Origin of the sequence: Streptomyces sp. NBC_00299 (assembly GCF_036173045.1) — a bacterium.
GTDB classification, from domain to species: domain Bacteria; phylum Actinomycetota; class Actinomycetes; order Streptomycetales; family Streptomycetaceae; genus Streptomyces; species Streptomyces machairae.
The window spans coordinates 3,617,871-3,634,312 of sequence record NZ_CP108039.1; the positions used below are offsets into that span (position 1 = coordinate 3,617,871).

Consider the following 16,442-nt stretch of genomic DNA (forward strand, 5'->3'; position numbering starts at 1 on the left):
CCCTTCAAGGACGGGAAGGGTAGGGGCGGCGGGGGCGAAACCCACCGGTGGAACCCGGATGGGCCAAGCACAGGAACAACCCCGCCGCCCCGCACGCTTACTCAGGCATGAGCGACTACCGCATCGAGCACGACTCCATGGGCGAGGTCCGGGTGCCCTCCGACGCCAAGTGGCGGGCCCAGACCCAGCGCGCCGTCGAGAACTTTCCCGTCTCCGGGCAGCGCATCGAGCGGGCCCATATCGAGGCCCTGGCCAGGATCAAGGGCGCCGCCGCGAAGGTGAACGCCGACCTGGGAGTTCTCGACAAGGACATCGCCGAGGCCATCCAGGACGCGGCCGCGGAAGTCGCCGAGGGGCGGTGGGACGAGCACTTCCCGGTCGACGTGTTCCAGACCGGGTCCGGAACGTCGTCCAACATGAACACCAACGAGGTCGTCGCCACCCTCGCGACCGAGCGGCTCGGGCGGGACGTGCACCCCAACGACCACGTCAACGCCTCGCAGTCCTCCAACGACGTCTTCCCCTCCTCCATCCACATCGCCGCCACCGCCGCCGTCACCCGCGACCTGATCCCGGCGCTGGAACACCTCGCCGGGTCGCTGGAGCGCAAGGCCGAGGAGTTCGCCGACGTCGTGAAGTCGGGGCGGACCCACCTCATGGACGCCACGCCCGTCACGCTGGGGCAGGAGTTCGGCGGTTACGCCGCCCAGGTGCGGTACGGCGTCGAGCGACTTGAGGCCTCCCTCCCCCGGCTCGCCGAACTCCCCCTCGGCGGCACGGCCGTGGGCACCGGCATCAACACGCCCCCCGGGTTCTCCGCCGCCGTCATCGAGGAGGTGGCCCGCGCCACCGGGCTGCCGCTCACCGAGGCGCGCGACCACTTCGAGGCGCAGGGCGCCCGGGACGGGATCGTCGAGACCAGCGGGCAGCTGCGGACCATCGCCGTGGGGCTGACCAAGATCGCCAATGATCTGCGGTGGATGTCCTCCGGGCCGCGTACCGGCCTCGCGGAGATCAGCCTCCCCGATCTCCAGCCGGGCTCCTCGATCATGCCCGGCAAGGTCAACCCGGTCATTCCGGAGGCCGTCCTGATGGTCGCCGCGCAGGTCGTCGGCAACGACGCCACCGTGGCCACCGCCGGCGCCGCGGGCAACTTCGAGCTGAACGTGATGCTTCCGGTCATCGCGAAGAACGTCCTGGAATCCATCCGCCTGCTCGCCAACGCGTCCCGGCTGCTGGCCGACCGCACCGTCGACGGCATCGTCGCCCACCGCGAACGGGCCCTGGAGTACGCCGAGTCGTCCCCCTCCGTCGTCACGCCGCTCAACAAGTACATCGGGTACGAGGAGGCCGCCAAGGTCGCCAAGAAGTCCCTCGCGGAGCGGAAGACGATCCGCCAAGTCGTCCTGGAGAGCGGGTACGTGGAGCGGGGCGACCTCACCGTCGAGCAGCTGGACGAGGCCCTCGATGTCCTGCGGATGACACGGCCGTAACCGTCTGGCACGACGGTGTGAACCGTGACGGACACCGCAGCGTCGTATGCCTACGGCACCTAATATCTGTCCATGGAAGACGGTGGAGCGGTGACGACGACGGAAGTGGAAGCAGGTGGGTCGACCCGCTTCTGGGCGCCCGGGACACAGATCCTGTGGCGGTACCGGGAGAACGCGGGCCGGCGCTTCCACATCGCGCGTCCCGTCACCGTCGTACGGGACGACGACGAGATCCTCGCCGTATGGCTGGCTCCGGGCACGGAGTGTGTGAAGCCCGTGCTCGCCGACGGGACGTCCGTGCACCTGGAACCCCTGGAGACGCGGTACACCAAGCCGCGCGCCGTCCAGCGCGACCGGTGGTTCGGAACCGGGGTGCTGAAGCTCGCGCGGCCCGGTGAGCCGTGGTCGGTGTGGCTGTTCTGGGAGCCCGGATGGCTGTTCAAGAACTGGTACGTGAACCTTGAGGAGCCGCTGGCTCGTTGGGCGGGCGGAGTGGACTCCGAGGACCACTTCCTCGACATCTCCGTGCACCCGGACCGCAGTTGGCACTGGCGGGACGAGGACGAGTTCGCGCAGGCCCAGCGGGACGGGCTGGTGGACGACCGGCTCGCCGCGCGGGTGCGGGAAGCGGGGCGCGACGCGGTCGAGGTGATCCGCGCCTGGGGGCCGCCGTTCTCGGACGACTGGCAGCACTGGCGCCCGGATCCCGCCTGGGCTGTACCTTCTTTGCCTGAGGACTGGGATCGCACGCCCGCGCACATGTCCTCATGAGACCCTTGATGCGCCCCCGGGCAACAAACGTAGGATCGTCCTCCGCAAGGGCGCACTTGGGCGGCAACTACCGAAGTGCGCGCCGGGCTTGACCGATCGTCACCGAGGGGCGGCAGGACGTGAGCGAGGGTTACCAGGGCAACGCCGCCAGGGCCGGCGGGGCTTTCTACGCCGGCCCTGGGAGCAGACGCCCCACCGGCGGCACAGGAACCGCCCCTGGCCACGCGGGAATTCCGTTCCTGGGGCACGTATTGCGGGTATCGGAGTTTCGGCGGGACGAACTGCACGCGCGGCGCGCAGCCCCGGACGGATGGATTCGAAAGGCGTGACGGAGCAGCCGACCTCCTTCGAACGCCCCGAGACGGGCGTCGACCCCGCGGAGCCCCGCGGGGCGCTCGTGCGTACCTCGACACAGTCGACGCCGCACTCCACGCCTGCGCATTCCACGCCGTCGCACCCCCCTTGCGGCGGCGCCGGCGCAGGCACCCCCTTACCCGCGCAGGCACGCACCGGAGAGACCCCCTCCACGCCGGGCACCACCGCACCGTCCGGCCCGAGCAAGGAGCCCTCAGACATCGCCGGCAACGGCCCCGAGCACTCGCAGCCCTCCGTCGCCGCCGAGCCCGACACGCACCGGCCGCGGCCCGTTCCGGAGGCCATCCCGCCGCAGCCCGGCGCCGAGCCGCCGCAGTCGTCCGCCGAGCGGCGCACCGGACAGGGCCTGGTGCCCGGCCGCCCGACGCCCATGCGGCGGGACGGTGACCGGCTGCGCTTCGTGGGCGCCGCCACCCGGCGGATCGCCCGCGGCATCGACCTGGACGAGATCGTGATGGGGCTGTGCCGGGCGACCGTGCCGACCTTCTCCGACGCGATCCTGGTCTATCTGCGCGACCCGCTGCCGGTCGGCGACGAGCGGCCCACGGGGCCCGTCGTGCTGCGGTTGCGCCGCACCGACCGGATCCCGGAGGAGCGGGACACCGAAGGCAGCTTCCTGCCCTCGGGCGCACAGCAGCCGGAGCCGACCGAGCTGTCCGAACTGTCCGCCCTCACCTCCGAACTGTGCGAGGTGCGGCCCGGCGGCGCGCTCGCCGAGGTGCTGCGCGGCGTACGTCCCGTCTTCGCCGACGCTCCCGCCGCGCGCGCCGCCCTGCCCGAACTCCTCGGCGACGACGGCGAGTTGATCATCCCCGACGGTCAGCGTGCGATCCTCGCCCCGCTGCGCGGCCGGCGCCGCGTCATCGGCGCCGCGGTGTTCCTGCGCCGCCCGGAACGCCTCGCGTTCGAGCCCGACGACCTCCTCGTCGCCGCCCAGCTCGCCACGCACAGCGCGCTCGGCATCGACAAGGCGGTGCTGTACGGCCGTGAGGCGTACATCGCCGACGAGCTCCAGCGCACCATGCTGCCCGAGACGCTCCCCCGCCCGACCGGCGTACGGCTGGCCTCCCGCTACCTCCCGGCGGCCGAGACCGCCCGGGTCGGCGGCGACTGGTACGACGCGATCCCGCTGCCCGGCAGCCGTGTCGCCCTCGTGGTCGGTGACGTCATGGGCCACTCCATGACGTCGGCCGCGATCATGGGCCAGCTGCGGACCACGGCCCAGACCCTCGCCGGCCTCGACCTGCCTCCGCAGGAGGTCCTGCACCACCTCGACGAGCAGGCCCAGCGCCTGGGCACCGACCGCATGGCGACCTGCCTGTACGCCGTCTACGACCCGGTATCGCACCGCATCACCATCGCCAACGCCGGCCATCCGCCGCCCGTCCTGCTGCACCTGGGCGGCCGCGCGGAGGTACTGCGGGTGCCGGCGGGCGCCCCGATCGGCGTCGGCGGTGTCGACTTCGAGGCCGTGGAACTGGACGCACCGGCCGGAGCGACCCTGCTCCTCTACACCGACGGCCTGGTCGAGTCCCGCCTGCGTGACGTGTGGACCGGTATAGAGCAGCTGCGCGAGAAGCTCGCCGCGACCGCGCAGCTCACCGGGCCCGACCATCCGCCGCCGCTGGAGGCCCTGTGCGACGAGGTCCTCGACATGCTCGGTCCCGGCGACCGCGACGACGACATCGCGTTGCTCGCCGCCCGCTTCGACGGGATCGCACCCAGCGACGTGGCGTACTGGTTCCTGGAGCCGGAGGACGCCGCCCCGGGGCGCGCCCGGCGCCTGGCCCGCCGCGCCCTCGCCCGCTGGGGCATGGAGGAACTCACCGACTCGGTCGAGCTGTTGGTGAGCGAGGTCGTGACCAACGCGGTGCGGTATGCCTCGCGGCCGGTGACGTTGCGTCTGCTGCGGACCGACGTGCTGCGCTGCGAGGTCGGGGACGACGTGCCGCAGTTGCCGCGGTTGCGGCAGGCGCGGGCGACTGATGAGGGCGGGCGAGGGCTGTACCTCGTCAACCGGTTGGCTCGGCGGTGGGGAGCCACGCGGTTGAGCACCGGGAAAGTCGTCTGGTTCGAGCTGAATCGGGGCTAGTCGCCGTAGGGGGAACTGCGCATCGCCGGCTGCGGGTGTGTCGTGGCCGGTCGCGCAGTTCCCCGCGCCCCTGACGGGACGCTGCTCTACTGTTCGTTTCCGGGTCTGGCCGGGTCCAGGGTGATGTCGCCCGTCGGCTCGTCCGTCGGTTCGTCCGTCGGCTCCTGGGTCGTCGGTTCGTCCGTCGGCTCCTGGGTTGTCGGCTCGTCCGTCGGCTCCTGGGTTGTCGGCTCGTCCGTCGGCTTCTGCGTGGTCGGCTCGTCCGTCGGTTCCTCGGTCGTCGGTTCCTCGGTCGGAGTCGGCGTCCAGGTCGGCTGGACGGCCGCGCCCTGGTCGGTGTCGAGGTCGAACCTCGCGTCCGAGTCCGTGACGCCGAACATGTACGCCGCCCAGACCTGCGCGGGGAAACCACCACCGTTGACCCGCGGCTCGCCGCCCGCGCCGTACATCTTGGTCTGGGCGTGGGTCTTGGCGTCCTCGCCGAACAGGCCCACCGAGGTGACCAGGTCGGGCGTGTAACCGGTGAACCAAGCCGACTTGTTGTCGTCGGACGTACCCGTCTTGCCGGCGACCTTCTGGCCGTCGCGCTTGGGGTTGTTCGCCACGGACGTGCGGGCCGTACCGTCGTCGACCACGCCCGTCAGCACCGAGGTCACCGTGTCGGCGGCCTGCGGGCTGATGACCTGCTCGCCGATCGGGTCCGGGAGCTCGACCGCGCGGCTGTTGTGCTCGGCCGACTTGAGGATGGTCGGCGTGACCTTCTTGCCGTGGTTGTCGAGGGTGGCGTAGACCCCGGCCATCTGCAGCGGGCTCGCACCCATGGTGCCCAGGGTCTGGGCGGGCACGGCCTGCTCGTTGGTGGTGTCCATGCCGAGCTTGCCGGCCACGTCCATGACGTTCGGCATGCCGACGTCGACGCCCATCTGCGCGAAGACGGAGTTGACGGACTTGTTCATCGCCGTCTGGACGGTGACGTCGCCGTAGTCCTGGTCGTCCTCGTTCTCGGGCGCGAAGCCGACCTTGCTGCCGCCCTCCACGACCGGCCGCTTGCTGGTGCCGTCGTAGATCGTGTTCGCGGTGATCGGGTCGCCGTCCTGGGTCTCGGCGCTCTCCTCCAGGGCGGCCGCCAGGATCACCGGCTTGAACGTCGAGGCGGGCTGGTAGTCGGTGCGGGTCGCGTTGCTGGTGTAGTGCTTGAAGTAGTCGACGCCGCCGTACAGGGCGACGACCTTCCCCGTCTTGGGATCGACGGAGACGGCGCCGGCCTGGACGTTCCCGTCGACCTTGCGCTTCTTCGGGTCCAGCTTGTCGGTCAGCTGCGCCTTGGCGGCCTTCTCCAGCTCGGCCTGCTTCTTCTTGTCGATGTTCAGGGTGATGGTCCAGCCCTGGTCGACGACCTCGGCCTCGGCCTGGGAGCGGGTGATGCCCTCCTGCTTCATCAGCTGGTTGATCAGCTGCTGGTTGGCGAGCTCGATCAAATAGCCCTTCTGCCCCTCCAGGCCGGCGGTGGGCTTGGGCTCCTTCGGCTCCGGGAACGTCATGCCCTGGCGGTCGGACCGGTCGAGCCAGCCCTCTTCGACCATGTTGTCCAGGACGTAGTTCCAGCGGGCCTCGACCAGCTTCTTGCCGGTTTCGGACGCGACCGCCCAGTCGTACTGACTCGGCGCCTGGAGCAGCGCGGCCAGGTACGCGCCCTGTTCGGGCTTGAGCTTCTCGGCGTCGACGCGGTAGTAGGCCTGGGCGGCGGCCTGGATGCCGTAGGCGCCGCGGCCGTAGTAGCTGGTGTTGATGTAGCCGGCGAGGATCTCGTCCTTGGACAGCTGGCGGTCGACCTTCAGGGAGATGACCATCTCCTTGAGCTTGCGGCTGACCGTCTGTTCCTGGCTGAGGTAGTAGTTCTTGACGTACTGCTGGGTGATCGTCGAACCACCCTGCGCGCCCTTGCCCATCACGGTGTTCAGCAGACCGCGGGCCGTGCCCTTGAGGTCGATGCCGTTGTCCTTGTAGAAGGACTTGTTCTCCGCTGCGACGAAGGCGCGCTGGACCTCCTTCGGGACCTTGGCCAGGTCCACGATCTCGCGGTTGACGTCGCCGTCGCGGGCCAGGGTGCTGCCGTCGCTGTACTTGTAGACGTTGCTCTGGCGCTGGGCGGCCTGGGCGGCCGCGTTGTCCTTCGGGATGTCGACAGCCAGATAGAGCGCGATGAAGGCGCCGATGCCGAGCAGGCACGCGCCGAGGAAGGTGCCGAGGATCTTCTTCCAGGTGAAGAGCCGGCGTATTCGGCCCTTGCCGCCGCCCTTGCCGGCGCTCTTGGCCGCCCGGCGGGCCGCGGCCCGGCCACCCTGGGCGGCCGGCGGGCCCACCACGGTGGCCGACTCGCCTCCCACGGGGGCCGAGGGCATCCCGGACGTGCGCCGGGGCGCGGCGCGGCGCCCGCTTTGCTGACGCGCTCGTCTGTCTTCCGCTCGTCCCATGGGTGTGTTCCGCTCCGCTTCGCTCTTGTGTGCACTCCTGCCACACAGGTTCGCCGCTCAGGTCAGCTCAGAAAGCTAACACCGGAAGTTGTGACAAAGAGCTGTCGATCCGGTCTTTTGCGGACGTGACAATCAGCACCTGTCCCACCGGAACCGACGGCTCAGGGATGCATAGGGTTGCCCGGGCGGGGTAAAGTGATATCACTTAGCTAGTTCGAAGCTAGACGAAGCCGCCGTGGCTTCGTGGATAGATGCGAACGAAACGGGGGAATCACCCATGCCTACCGACACCACATCCGTCACCGCCGACGTACCCGAGATGCCCGCCCCACGCGTACGTGAGTTCACGGCGCACAGCATCGGCGGCGGGCTCGCCCTGCTGCTGGGCCTCGTCGGGCTGCTGGCCGGCGCGGGGTTGATCGTCAGCACCGCGGCAGTCTCCGGAGGCGGTGCCAAGGCGGTGCTGATCATCGCCGGGGTTCTGGTCGCGGTCGCCGCGGTCCTCGCGATGTGCGGGCTCAACATGGTCGCGCCGGGCGAGGCCCGGGTCGTCCAGCTCTTCGGGCGGTACCGCGGGACGATCCGGGAGGACGGGCTGCGCTGGGTGAACCCCTTCACGTCCCGTACGAAGATCTCGACCCGGGTCCGCAACCACGAGACGGCCGTCCTCAAGGTCAACGACGCCTACGGCAACCCGATCGAGCTCGCCGCGGTCGTGGTGTGGAAGGTCGAGGACACCGCGCAGGCCACCTTCGAGGTCGACGACTTCCTGGAGTTCGTCTCCACCCAGACCGAGGCGGCCGTGCGGCACATCGCCATCGAGTACCCGTACGACGCCCACGACGAGGGCGGCCTCTCCCTGCGCGGCAACGCCGAGGAGATCACCGAGAAGCTCGCCGTCGAACTGCACGCACGCGTGGAAGCGGCCGGGGTGCAGATCATCGAGTCGCGCTTCACGCATCTCGCGTACGCTCCCGAGATCGCCTCCGCGATGCTCCAGCGGCAGCAGGCCGGCGCGGTCGTCGCGGCACGGCGGCAGATCGTCGACGGGGCGGTCGGCATGGTCGAGGCGGCGCTCGCGCGGATCTCCGAGCGGGACATCGTGGAGCTGGACGACGAGCGGAAGGCGGCGATGGTGTCGAACCTGATGGTGGTGCTGTGCGGCGACAGGTCCCCGCAGCCGGTCCTCAACACCGGGACGCTCTACCAGTGACGGTTCCGTCCGAGGGGTCGGCCCCTCAGCGTCGGCCGCAGCAGCGCAAGCAGGTGCTGTTGCGGCTGGACCCGTCCGTGTACGAGGCGCTGGCGCGGTGGGCGGGGGACGAACTGCGCTCGGCCAACGCCCAGATCGAGTTCCTGCTGCGGAAGGCTTTGGCTGACGCCGGTCGGCTGCCGCGGGACACGGGGCCTCTTCCTCGCCGTGGTCGGCCACCCGGGGGCTCCGCCCCCAGACCCCCGTCGGCCTGAACGGCCTCGTCCTCAAACGCCGGACGGGCTGGAATTGGCTGAGCCGACCCTCGCCCGTGCGCGCCGGACCGGCGGAATTGGCTGAGCCGGGCCCGTCCGCGCACGCCGGACGGGCCCGGACCCATGGGGCTCCCCGCCCCTTCCATGGCCCCGCCGTCGCCCTGCCATGTCCATGTAGCAAAACCGTGACAATCACCTCCCACCAGGGCCTTCACACCCGCCGCCATGATCTACACACTCCGCGTATACATGCCGCGTATACACCCCGTGTAGTGTCCTCGGCATGTCCATCGGTCACACCCTCCTAGGGCTCCTGGAGTCCGGCCCGCGTCACGGCTACGACCTGAAGCGGGCCTTCGACGAGAAGTTCGGTCACGACCGGCCGCTGCACTACGGCCAGGTCTACTCGACGATGTCCCGGCTGCTGAAGAACGGGCTCGTCGAGGTCGACGGGATCGAGCCCGGCGGCGGGCCCGAGCGCAAGCGGTACGCCATCACCGACGCCGGGATCACCGACGTGCAGCAGTGGCTCGCGACGCCCGAGAAGCCGGAGCCGTACCTCCAGTCCACCCTCTACACGAAGGTCGTCCTCGCTCTGCTCACCCAGCGCAACGCGGCCGACATCCTCGACACCCAGCGCTCCGAGCACCTGCGGATGATGCGCATCCTCACCGACCGGAAGCGGAAGGGGGACCTCGCCGATCAGCTGATCTGCGACCACGCCCTGTTCCACCTCGAGGCCGACCTGCGCTGGCTGGAACTCACCGCCGCGCGTCTCGACAAGCTGGCCGAGGTGGTGACCAAGTGACTCCTCCTCCCGGTTCCCTGCTCGCGGCCCAGGAGCTGCGCAAGGCCTACGGCCCGACCCTCGCGCTCGACGGCGCCGAGTTCTCCATCCACCCCGGCGAGGTCGTCGCCGTCATGGGCCCGTCCGGCTCGGGCAAGTCGACGTTGCTGCACTGTCTCGCCGGCATCGTGCCGCCCGACTCGGGGTCCATCACCTACAACGGCCGCGAGCTGGCCACCATGGGCGACGCCCAGCGCAGCGCCCTGCGGCGCTCGGAGTTCGGGTTCGTCTTCCAGTTCGGGCAGTTGGTGCCGGAACTGACCTGCGTCGAGAACGTCGCCCTTCCGCTGCGGCTGAACGGAACCTCCCGCAAGGAGGCCGAGAAGGCGGCCCTGACCTGGATGGAGCGGCTGGAGGTCGACGACCTGCGCAAGAAGCGGCCCGGTGAGGTCTCCGGCGGTCAGGGACAGCGCGTCGCCGTCGCCCGAGCCCTGGTCACCAACCCGCGCGTGCTGTTCGCCGACGAGCCGACCGGCGCGCTCGACTCCCTCAACGGTGAGCGTGTGATGGAGCTGCTGACGGAGGCCGCCCGCTCGACCAACGCCGCCGTCGTCCTCGTCACGCACGAGGCGCGGGTGGCCGCCTACTCCGACCGCGAGATCGTCGTACGGGACGGCAAGTCCCGGGACATGGAGCGCGTCGTATGAGTGCCGCGTCCCAGTGGGCCAAGGATCTGGGCATGGGCGTGCGGTTCGCCTTCGCCGGCGGCCGCGAGGGGTGGGTCCGGGCCCTGCTGACGGCCGTCGGCGTGGGGCTCGGGGTGGCGTTGCTGCTGCTGACGACCGCGATCCCGAGCGCGCTGTCCGAGCGTGACCGACGCGGTAGCGCCCGGGACGACTTCACGTACAGCGGGACGGTGATGCCGAAGGCGGTCGACACGCTGATCATCGCCAGCGCCGACACCGAGTTCCGCGGTGACGACGTACGGGGCCGGCTCCTGGAGCCCGAGGGGGAGCTGGCGCCACTGCCGCCGGGCGTGGACGAGTTCCCCGCGAAGGGCGAGATGATCGCCTCGCCCGCGCTGCAGAAGCTGCTGAAGTCCGACTCCGGCAAGCTGCTGCGTGAACGCATCCCCTACAAGGTCACCGGCACCATCGAGCAGCCCGGGCTGATCGGGCCCACCGAACTCGCCTACTACGCGGGCGGGGCGGGGCTCCAGGACCAGCTGGCCGGAGGCACCGTCGAGCGGATCGACTACTTCGGCCCCTCCGCCACGGTGCAGGACGACGGGCTGGACCCGATCCTGATCCTGCTGATCATGATCATCTTCGTGGTGCTGCTGCTGCCGGTCGGTGTGTTCATCGCGGCGGCCGTGCGCTTCGGCGGCGAGCGCCGGGACCGTCGGCTCGCGGCGCTCAGGCTGGTCGGCGCGGACGGGCGGATGGCGCGCCGGGTCGCGGGCGGCGAGGCGCTCGCCGGGGCGCTGCTCGGGCTCGTTCTCGGCACCGGGTTCTTCCTGGCGGGGCGTCACCTGGCGACTCTGCTGAAGGTGCGGGACATCAGCGTGTTCCCGAGCGACCTCAACCCGTCGATCGCGCTCGCCCTGCTGGTCGCCGTCGCCGTACCGGCCGCGGCGGTCCTGGTGACGCTGTTCGCGCTGCGCGGGGTCGTCATCGAGCCACTCGGTGTGGTCCGTACGACGAAGCCCCCGCGTCGTCGGCTGTGGTGGCGGCTGCTGCTGCCGGTGGGCGGTCTCGCGCTGCTGTACCCGATGGTGGGACAGGGCAACGACAACGGGAACTTCAACGAGTGGATGGTCATCAGCGGCACCGTGCTGCTGCTGGTCGGCGTCACCACCCTGCTGCCGTGGCTGGTCGAGGCCGTGGTGGCCCGGCTGAACTCCGGGTCGGTCTCCTGGCAGCTGGCCGTCCGCAGGCTGCAGTTGAGCAGCGGCTCGGCCGCGCGCATGGTCAACGGCATCGCGGTCGCGGTGGCCGGTGCTATCGCGCTGCAGATGCTGTTCGCCGGGGTCGAGGGCGATTACACCAAGCAGACCGACAACGACCTGAACCGCGCCCAGATGACGGTCCACGTGCACGGCGACGTCCCGCTGAACGACGTCTCCCGGCAGTTGGGCGAGACCGAGGGCGTACGCCGGGCGTCGGCCCTGTCGCTGGGCACGCTCGGCGAGAAGGCGAAGGAACCGGAGAACTCGCTGGAGGTGGCCGTCGGCAGTTGCGCCGAGTTGCGCGAGGTGGCGCGTCTGAAGTCCTGCCGGGACGGGGACACCTTCCGGATCGTCGGCGGCGAGTACGACGACGGCTCGGAGAAACTCGTCAAGGCGGGTGGCACCCTGTACTTCGACCCCGGCTACAGCGGGATGACGAGTCACACGGTGGCGTGGAAGGTGCCGGGCGGCATCAAGACGGCGGCGACCCGCGAGGACCCGACCGGCTACGAGCGCGGCGGCCTGCTGTTCACCCCGGGCGCGCTGCCCGAGGGGGCCGAGGCAGGCCTCGTCCAGCGGGTGTTCCTGGCACTGGACCCGTCCGTGCCGGACGCCGGCGACTACGCGCGCAACACCGCAGCCCGGCTGGACCCGCTGGCGGACGTGTTCACGCTGGCTTCCACTCGAGAGTCCCTGGAGTTCCGCTCCATCCGCAACGGGCTGTTCGTCGGCGCCACCTGCGTCCTGCTGCTGATCGGCGCGAGCCTGCTGGTCTCCCAGCTGGAGCAGCTGCGCGAGCGCAAGAAGCTGCTGTCGTCCCTGGTGGCCTTCGGCACCCGGCGCCGCACGCTGAGCCTGTCGGTGCTCTGGCAGACGGCGATCCCGATCGCGCTGGGCCTGCTGCTGGCGTCGACCGTGGGGCTGACACTGGGCGCCGTCCTGCTGAAGATGGCCGGCGCCGCGGTGACCGTGGACTGGGCGAGCGTGCTGGCAATGACGGGCATCGGCGCCGGGGTCGTCCTCACGGTGACCCTCTTCAGCCTGCCTCCGCTGCTGCGCCTGATGCGCGCGGACGGCCTGCGCACGGAGTGATCGCCGGGGCGATCGCCGGAGTGATCGCCGGAGTGATCGCCGGAGTGATCGCCGGAGTGATCAAGGGGGCCGGGTCTCGGACCCGGCCCCCGACCCACATGGGCCGGGAGATCAGGGCAGGGAGGACTCGCACCCCAACCCTCACACGATCTCAGCCGCCCCCGTCCCCCAACACCCGCACCGGCAACGGCCGCAACGCGTCCCGCAGAGCCGACGCCAGTTCCTCGTACTCCGCCGCGCGTGCCGCTCCCGTTCGCATGGCGAGGGCGACGCGGCGGGTGGGGGCCGGGGCGGCGAAGTAGCCGGTGAGGAGTTGGCTGCTGCGGGTCGTCTCCAGCTTGAGGGCGGTGCGCGGCAGCAGGGTCACCCCCAGTCCGCCCGCGACCAGCTGGACCAGCGTGGACAGGCCGGCGGCCGTCGTGGTCACCGGGGCGTCCTCGCGCCCCGCCTCCCGACAGATGTCGAGGGCCTGGTCGCGCAGGCAGTGCCCCTCGTCGAGCAGCAGCAGGTTCAGTTCGCGCAGCGCCTCCCGAGGAATCCCCTCCCGGCCGCCGAGCCAGTGGTCGAGCGGGGTGACGAGCACGAAGTCCTCGTCGAAGAGCGGGAGTTCGGCGACACCGGGCACCCCGAGCGGTACGGCGAGCAGGAGCAGGTCCAGGCGGCCGGTGGTGAGGCCGTCGACCAGGCTCGCGGTCTGCTCCTCGTGCACCTGGAGGTCGAGGTGCGGATACCGGTCGTGGACGAGCCGCAGCACCGTCGGCAGCAGATACGGCGCGACGGTCGGGATGACGCCGAGGCGGAGGGCACCGGTGAACGGCGCCCGGACGGCTTCCGCCTCCTCCATCAGCGCCCCGACCTCCACGAGCACCGCTTTCGCCCGTACCGCGAGCCGCTCGCCGGCCGGTGAGAGCAGCACCTTGCGGGTCGTACGCTCCAGGAGCGTGACCCCGAGGGTCTCCTCCAGTGCGGACACGGCACCCGAGAGCGCGGGCTGGCTCATCCCGATCGCGGCCGCGGCGTCCCGGAAGTGGAGGTGCTCGGCGACCGCGGCGAACGCCCGCAGCTGGGCGATGCTGGGCTGCCGCCTCCTGCCCACGCTCATGTCCTGCCCACCGTCATCCCTTACCCACGGCCATCAATAGGCACCTCCGATCAACCCGACCGAGTGTAGCTATTTCCCGTATCAATGCACGTTGTGCCAGGATCGGTAAGGTCCAACCCCATGGGAGACCCCTGTACCGAACGGGTGTCTCCTCGCTGCAAGGAGAGCGTGTGCTCACTGTCGGTGACAAGTTCCCCGAGTTCGAACTGACCGCCTGCGTCTCGCTGGAGAAGGGCTCGGAGTTCGAGACGATCAACCACAAGACCTACGAGGGCAAGTGGAAGATCGTCTTTGCGTGGCCGAAGGACTTCACCTTCGTCTGCCCGACCGAGATCGCGGCCTTCGGCAAGCTGAACGAGGAGTTCGCCGACCGCGACGCCCAGGTGCTCGGCTTCTCCGGTGACTCGGAGTTCGTCCACCACGCCTGGCGCAAGGACCACGACGACCTGCGCGACCTGCCCTTCCCGATGCTGGCCGACTCCAAGCACGAGCTGATGCGCGACCTCGGCATCGAGGGCGAGGACGGCTTCGCCAAGCGCGCCGTCTTCATCGTCGACCAGAACAACGAGATCCAGTTCTCCATGGTGACCGCCGGCTCCGTCGGCCGTAACCCCAAGGAGGTCCTGCGGGTCCTGGACGCCCTCCAGACCGACGAGCTGTGCCCGTGCAACTGGTCCAAGGGCGACGAGACCCTGGACCCGGTCAAGCTGCTTGCCGGAGAGTGACTGACATGGCGCTCGACTCCCTCAAGTCCCGCATACCGGACTACGCCAAGGACCTGAAGCTCAACCTGGGCTCGGTCATCGGCAATTCGGACCTCCCGGCGCAGCAGCTGTGGGGCACGGTGCTCGCCACGGCGATCGCCGCGCGCTCCCCGATCGTGCTGCGCGAGCTGGAGCCGGAGGCCCGGGCGAACCTGTCGCCGGAGGCGTACAACGCGGCCAAGTCCGCCGCCGCCGTGATGGCGATGAACAACGTCTTCTACCGCACCCGGCATCTGCTGTCCGACCACGAGTACGGCAACCTGCGCGCGGGCCTGCGGATGAACGTCATCGGCAACCCCGGCGTCGACAAGGTCGACTTCGAGCTGTGGTCGTTCGCCGTGTCCGCCATCAACGGCTGCGGCATGTGCCTCGACTCGCACGAGCAGGTGCTGCGCAAGGCGGGCGTGGGCCGCGAGACGGTTCAGGAGGCGTTCAAGATCGCCTCCGTGATCCAGGCGATCGGCGTCACGCTGGACGCCGAAGCAGTGCTGGCCGACGTCGAGTAGGCGCCGTTGCCCCGTGGACCCCGCTCACCCCGTGTGGGCGGGGTCCTCTGCGTTGGCGGGGCCTTCGGTCCCGGCAGCTGCGTCCCCGGACCCCGCCGCTTCGGCCTGAACGGGCTCGTCCTCCAGTGCCGGACGGGCCGGCTGCGGCACAGCCTCCTTGCCCGGCACCGACTCCTGCGAATACGCCCGCAGATACCCCACGATCGTGTTCGACACGGCCACCAGCGGTACGGCCACCACCGCGCCGCCGATCCCCGCGACCATGCCGCCGGCCGCCACCGACAGCACGACCGCCAGCGGGTGGACACGGACCGCGCGTCCGAGGATGAACGGCTGCAGGATGTGGCCCTCGATCTGCTGGACGGCCAGGACGACGGCGAGGGTCATCACCGCCGTGAAGACGCCCTGCGTCACCAGCGCCACGACCACGGCCAGGGCGCCGGAAGCCACCGCGCCGACGAGCGGGATGAAGGAGAACAGGAAGATGAAGACGGCCAGCGGAACGGCCATCGGCACATCGAGGAAGTAGATGCCGATGCCGATGAAGACGGCGTCGATCAGGGCGACGAGCATGGTGCCGCGCACATACGCGGTGAGCGTCGCCCACGCGCGCGGGCCGGCGCCGGCGACACCCGGACGGGCCGCGGCGGGCACCAGCTTCAGCGTCCAGTGCCAGATGCGCTTGCCGTCGTAGAGCAGGAAGAGCGTCGAGAACGCGGCCAGCAGAATGCCGGTGAGGGCCTCGACGACGACCGTGACGCCTTCGAGCCCGGCCGAGGTAATCTCGTCGGTGTTGGCGCCGATCGCCTCCCGGAGGTTCTCGGCGATCTCGTTGACCTGCTTGTCGGTGACGTGGAAGGGGCTGTTGAGCAGCCAGTTGCGCAGCTCGTCGATGCCGTCCTGGACCTGGTCGGAGAGGTTGTCGATGTTCTCCATGACCTGCCAGGTCACGAACCAGCCCATCAGCCCGATGACGACGAACCCGAGGATCGCGGTCAGGGCGGTGGCGGGCCCGCGCGGCACGCGACGCCGGGTCAGCCACGCCACCGAGGGCTGCATCAGCGCGGTGAGGAGCAGGGCGATGACGAAGGCCAGCACGACGAGTTGTACGGCGCTGATGACCCGCATCAGCACCCAGACCGTGCCGGCGAGCACCAGCAGCCGCCAGCCGGCCTCCGCGGCGACCCGTACGCCCCACGGCACCACCTGCGCCGGGTCGGGCCGCGGCGGCGGTGCGGTGGGTGCGTAGTCGGGGGGCCGTGGGACGTGGTCGGCGCGCGGCGGCGGGACGTCCTCGGCGGCCGGGTCGGACGCTGCGGCCGTGGCGGTCCGCCGCTCGGGCCGGGGCTCGGCGTCCTCCCGTTCCACCGCGGCGCGGCGCTCGTCCAACCGCTCACTCATCTCGGTCAGTCCGGCGCCGAGCCGACCGAGCCACCCTGGCACTCGCGACATGATCCGTCCTCTTCCCCCGTCTCTCCTCACCACTCCCCCTGGAGTCGCTGCGTCCGACCGTACATGGCAAGTCACGGGGAAGCGCGAAAGCCCCTCACCTGAAGACGGTGAGGGGCTGC

Annotated in this window: 13 protein-coding genes; 10 read left to right on the forward strand and 3 right to left on the reverse strand. The window is 70.4% G+C overall.

Features of this window, described 5'->3' with window-relative positions; genetic code table 11:
• Positions 1 to 107: 107 nt before the first annotated feature.
• The 3 genes from OHT51_RS15715 to OHT51_RS15725 all read left to right on the forward strand — a co-directional run bounded on the left by OHT51_RS15715 (position 108) and on the right by OHT51_RS15725 (position 4,731).
• Positions 108 to 1,493, forward strand: a complete 1,386-nt coding sequence (locus OHT51_RS15715) for a class II fumarate hydratase (RefSeq protein WP_328879567.1) — start codon at positions 108 to 110, stop codon at positions 1,491 to 1,493.
• A gap of 72 nt (positions 1,494 to 1,565) precedes the next feature.
• Complete coding sequence (fomD, locus tag OHT51_RS15720; protein WP_328879568.1) at positions 1,566 to 2,264, forward strand: cytidylyl-2-hydroxypropylphosphonate hydrolase; 699 nt, start codon at positions 1,566 to 1,568, stop codon at positions 2,262 to 2,264.
• Between the two features lie 310 nt (positions 2,265 to 2,574).
• Complete coding sequence (locus OHT51_RS15725; RefSeq protein WP_328879569.1) at positions 2,575 to 4,731, forward strand: SpoIIE family protein phosphatase; 2,157 nt, start codon at positions 2,575 to 2,577, stop codon at positions 4,729 to 4,731.
• An 86-nt stretch (positions 4,732 to 4,817) separates the two neighbouring features.
• Here OHT51_RS15725 and OHT51_RS15730 read toward each other — a convergent pair whose 3' ends face one another.
• The gene (locus OHT51_RS15730) at positions 4,818 to 7,205 is read right to left on the reverse strand and encodes a transglycosylase domain-containing protein (protein ID WP_328879570.1); all 2,388 of its coding nucleotides are present in this window, start codon (positions 7,203 to 7,205) and stop codon (positions 4,818 to 4,820) included.
• 277 nt (positions 7,206 to 7,482) lie between these two features.
• Here OHT51_RS15730 and OHT51_RS15735 point away from each other — a divergent pair, with 277 nt between their 5' ends.
• The 5 genes from OHT51_RS15735 to OHT51_RS15755 all read left to right on the forward strand — a co-directional run bounded on the left by OHT51_RS15735 (position 7,483) and on the right by OHT51_RS15755 (position 12,499).
• A complete protein-coding gene (locus OHT51_RS15735; protein WP_328879571.1) occupies positions 7,483 to 8,418 on the forward strand; it encodes an SPFH domain-containing protein in 936 nt (311 codons plus the stop codon).
• Complete coding sequence (locus OHT51_RS15740; RefSeq protein ID WP_328879572.1) at positions 8,415 to 8,672, forward strand: hypothetical protein; 258 nt, start codon at positions 8,415 to 8,417, stop codon at positions 8,670 to 8,672. The genes OHT51_RS15735 and OHT51_RS15740 overlap by 4 nt, the downstream gene beginning before the upstream one ends.
• Before the next feature lie 283 nt (positions 8,673 to 8,955).
• Entirely contained in the window at positions 8,956 to 9,480 is a 525-nt protein-coding gene (locus tag OHT51_RS15745; RefSeq protein WP_328879573.1) for a PadR family transcriptional regulator, read from the forward strand.
• Positions 9,477 to 10,166 carry an ABC transporter ATP-binding protein gene (locus tag OHT51_RS15750; RefSeq protein ID WP_328879574.1) on the forward strand — a complete coding sequence of 230 codons (690 nt, stop codon included), beginning with the start codon at positions 9,477 to 9,479 and terminating at the stop codon, positions 10,164 to 10,166. Before OHT51_RS15745 ends, OHT51_RS15750 begins: the two co-directional genes overlap by 4 nt.
• Positions 10,163 to 12,499, forward strand: a complete 2,337-nt coding sequence (locus OHT51_RS15755) for an ABC transporter permease (protein WP_328879575.1) — start codon at positions 10,163 to 10,165, stop codon at positions 12,497 to 12,499. The genes OHT51_RS15750 and OHT51_RS15755 overlap by 4 nt, the downstream gene beginning before the upstream one ends.
• A 151-nt stretch (positions 12,500 to 12,650) precedes the next feature.
• Here the strand turns inward: OHT51_RS15755 and OHT51_RS15760 are convergent, their stop codons facing one another.
• Positions 12,651 to 13,601 (reverse strand): LysR substrate-binding domain-containing protein, encoded by a 951-nt coding sequence (locus OHT51_RS15760; RefSeq protein WP_328879576.1) that lies wholly within the window; start codon positions 13,599 to 13,601, stop codon positions 12,651 to 12,653.
• Positions 13,602 to 13,771: 170 nt separating this feature from the next.
• On the opposite strand from OHT51_RS15760, the gene OHT51_RS15765 reads away from it, so the two are divergent.
• Positions 13,772 to 14,326 carry a peroxiredoxin gene (locus OHT51_RS15765; RefSeq protein ID WP_328879577.1) on the forward strand — a complete coding sequence of 185 codons (555 nt, stop codon included), beginning with the start codon at positions 13,772 to 13,774 and terminating at the stop codon, positions 14,324 to 14,326.
• 5 nt (positions 14,327 to 14,331) lie between these two features.
• On the forward strand, positions 14,332 to 14,871 hold the full coding sequence (locus OHT51_RS15770; protein ID WP_328879578.1) for an alkyl hydroperoxide reductase: 540 nt from the start codon (positions 14,332 to 14,334) through the stop codon (positions 14,869 to 14,871).
• 24 nt (positions 14,872 to 14,895) lie between these two features.
• On the opposite strand, the gene OHT51_RS15775 is transcribed toward OHT51_RS15770, so the two are convergent.
• Positions 14,896 to 16,323 carry an AI-2E family transporter gene (locus OHT51_RS15775; protein WP_328879579.1) on the reverse strand — a complete coding sequence of 476 codons (1,428 nt, stop codon included), beginning with the start codon at positions 16,321 to 16,323 and terminating at the stop codon, positions 14,896 to 14,898.
• Positions 16,324 to 16,442 lie beyond the last annotated feature (119 nt).

What these genes read in the sequence shown, in the direction of transcription:
- OHT51_RS15715 (WP_328879567.1), top strand. Translation starts at nt 108, where the DNA reads ATGAGCGACTACCGCATCGAGCACGACTCCATGGGCGAGGTCCGGGTG.
- fomD (WP_328879568.1), top strand. Translation starts at nt 1,566, where the DNA reads ATGGAAGACGGTGGAGCGGTGACGACGACGGAAGTGGAAGCAGGTGGG.
- OHT51_RS15725 (WP_328879569.1), top strand. Translation starts at nt 2,575, where the DNA reads ATGGATTCGAAAGGCGTGACGGAGCAGCCGACCTCCTTCGAACGCCCC.
- OHT51_RS15730 (WP_328879570.1), bottom strand. Translation starts at nt 7,205, where the DNA reads ATGGGACGAGCGGAAGACAGACGAGCGCGTCAGCAAAGCGGGCGCCGC.
- OHT51_RS15735 (WP_328879571.1), top strand. Translation starts at nt 7,483, where the DNA reads ATGCCTACCGACACCACATCCGTCACCGCCGACGTACCCGAGATGCCC.
- OHT51_RS15745 (WP_328879573.1), top strand. Translation starts at nt 8,956, where the DNA reads ATGTCCATCGGTCACACCCTCCTAGGGCTCCTGGAGTCCGGCCCGCGT.
- OHT51_RS15755 (WP_328879575.1), top strand. Translation starts at nt 10,163, where the DNA reads ATGAGTGCCGCGTCCCAGTGGGCCAAGGATCTGGGCATGGGCGTGCGG.
- OHT51_RS15760 (WP_328879576.1), bottom strand. Translation starts at nt 13,601, where the DNA reads ATGAGCGTGGGCAGGAGGCGGCAGCCCAGCATCGCCCAGCTGCGGGCG.
- OHT51_RS15770 (WP_328879578.1), top strand. Translation starts at nt 14,332, where the DNA reads ATGGCGCTCGACTCCCTCAAGTCCCGCATACCGGACTACGCCAAGGAC.
- OHT51_RS15775 (WP_328879579.1), bottom strand. Translation starts at nt 16,323, where the DNA reads ATGTCGCGAGTGCCAGGGTGGCTCGGTCGGCTCGGCGCCGGACTGACC.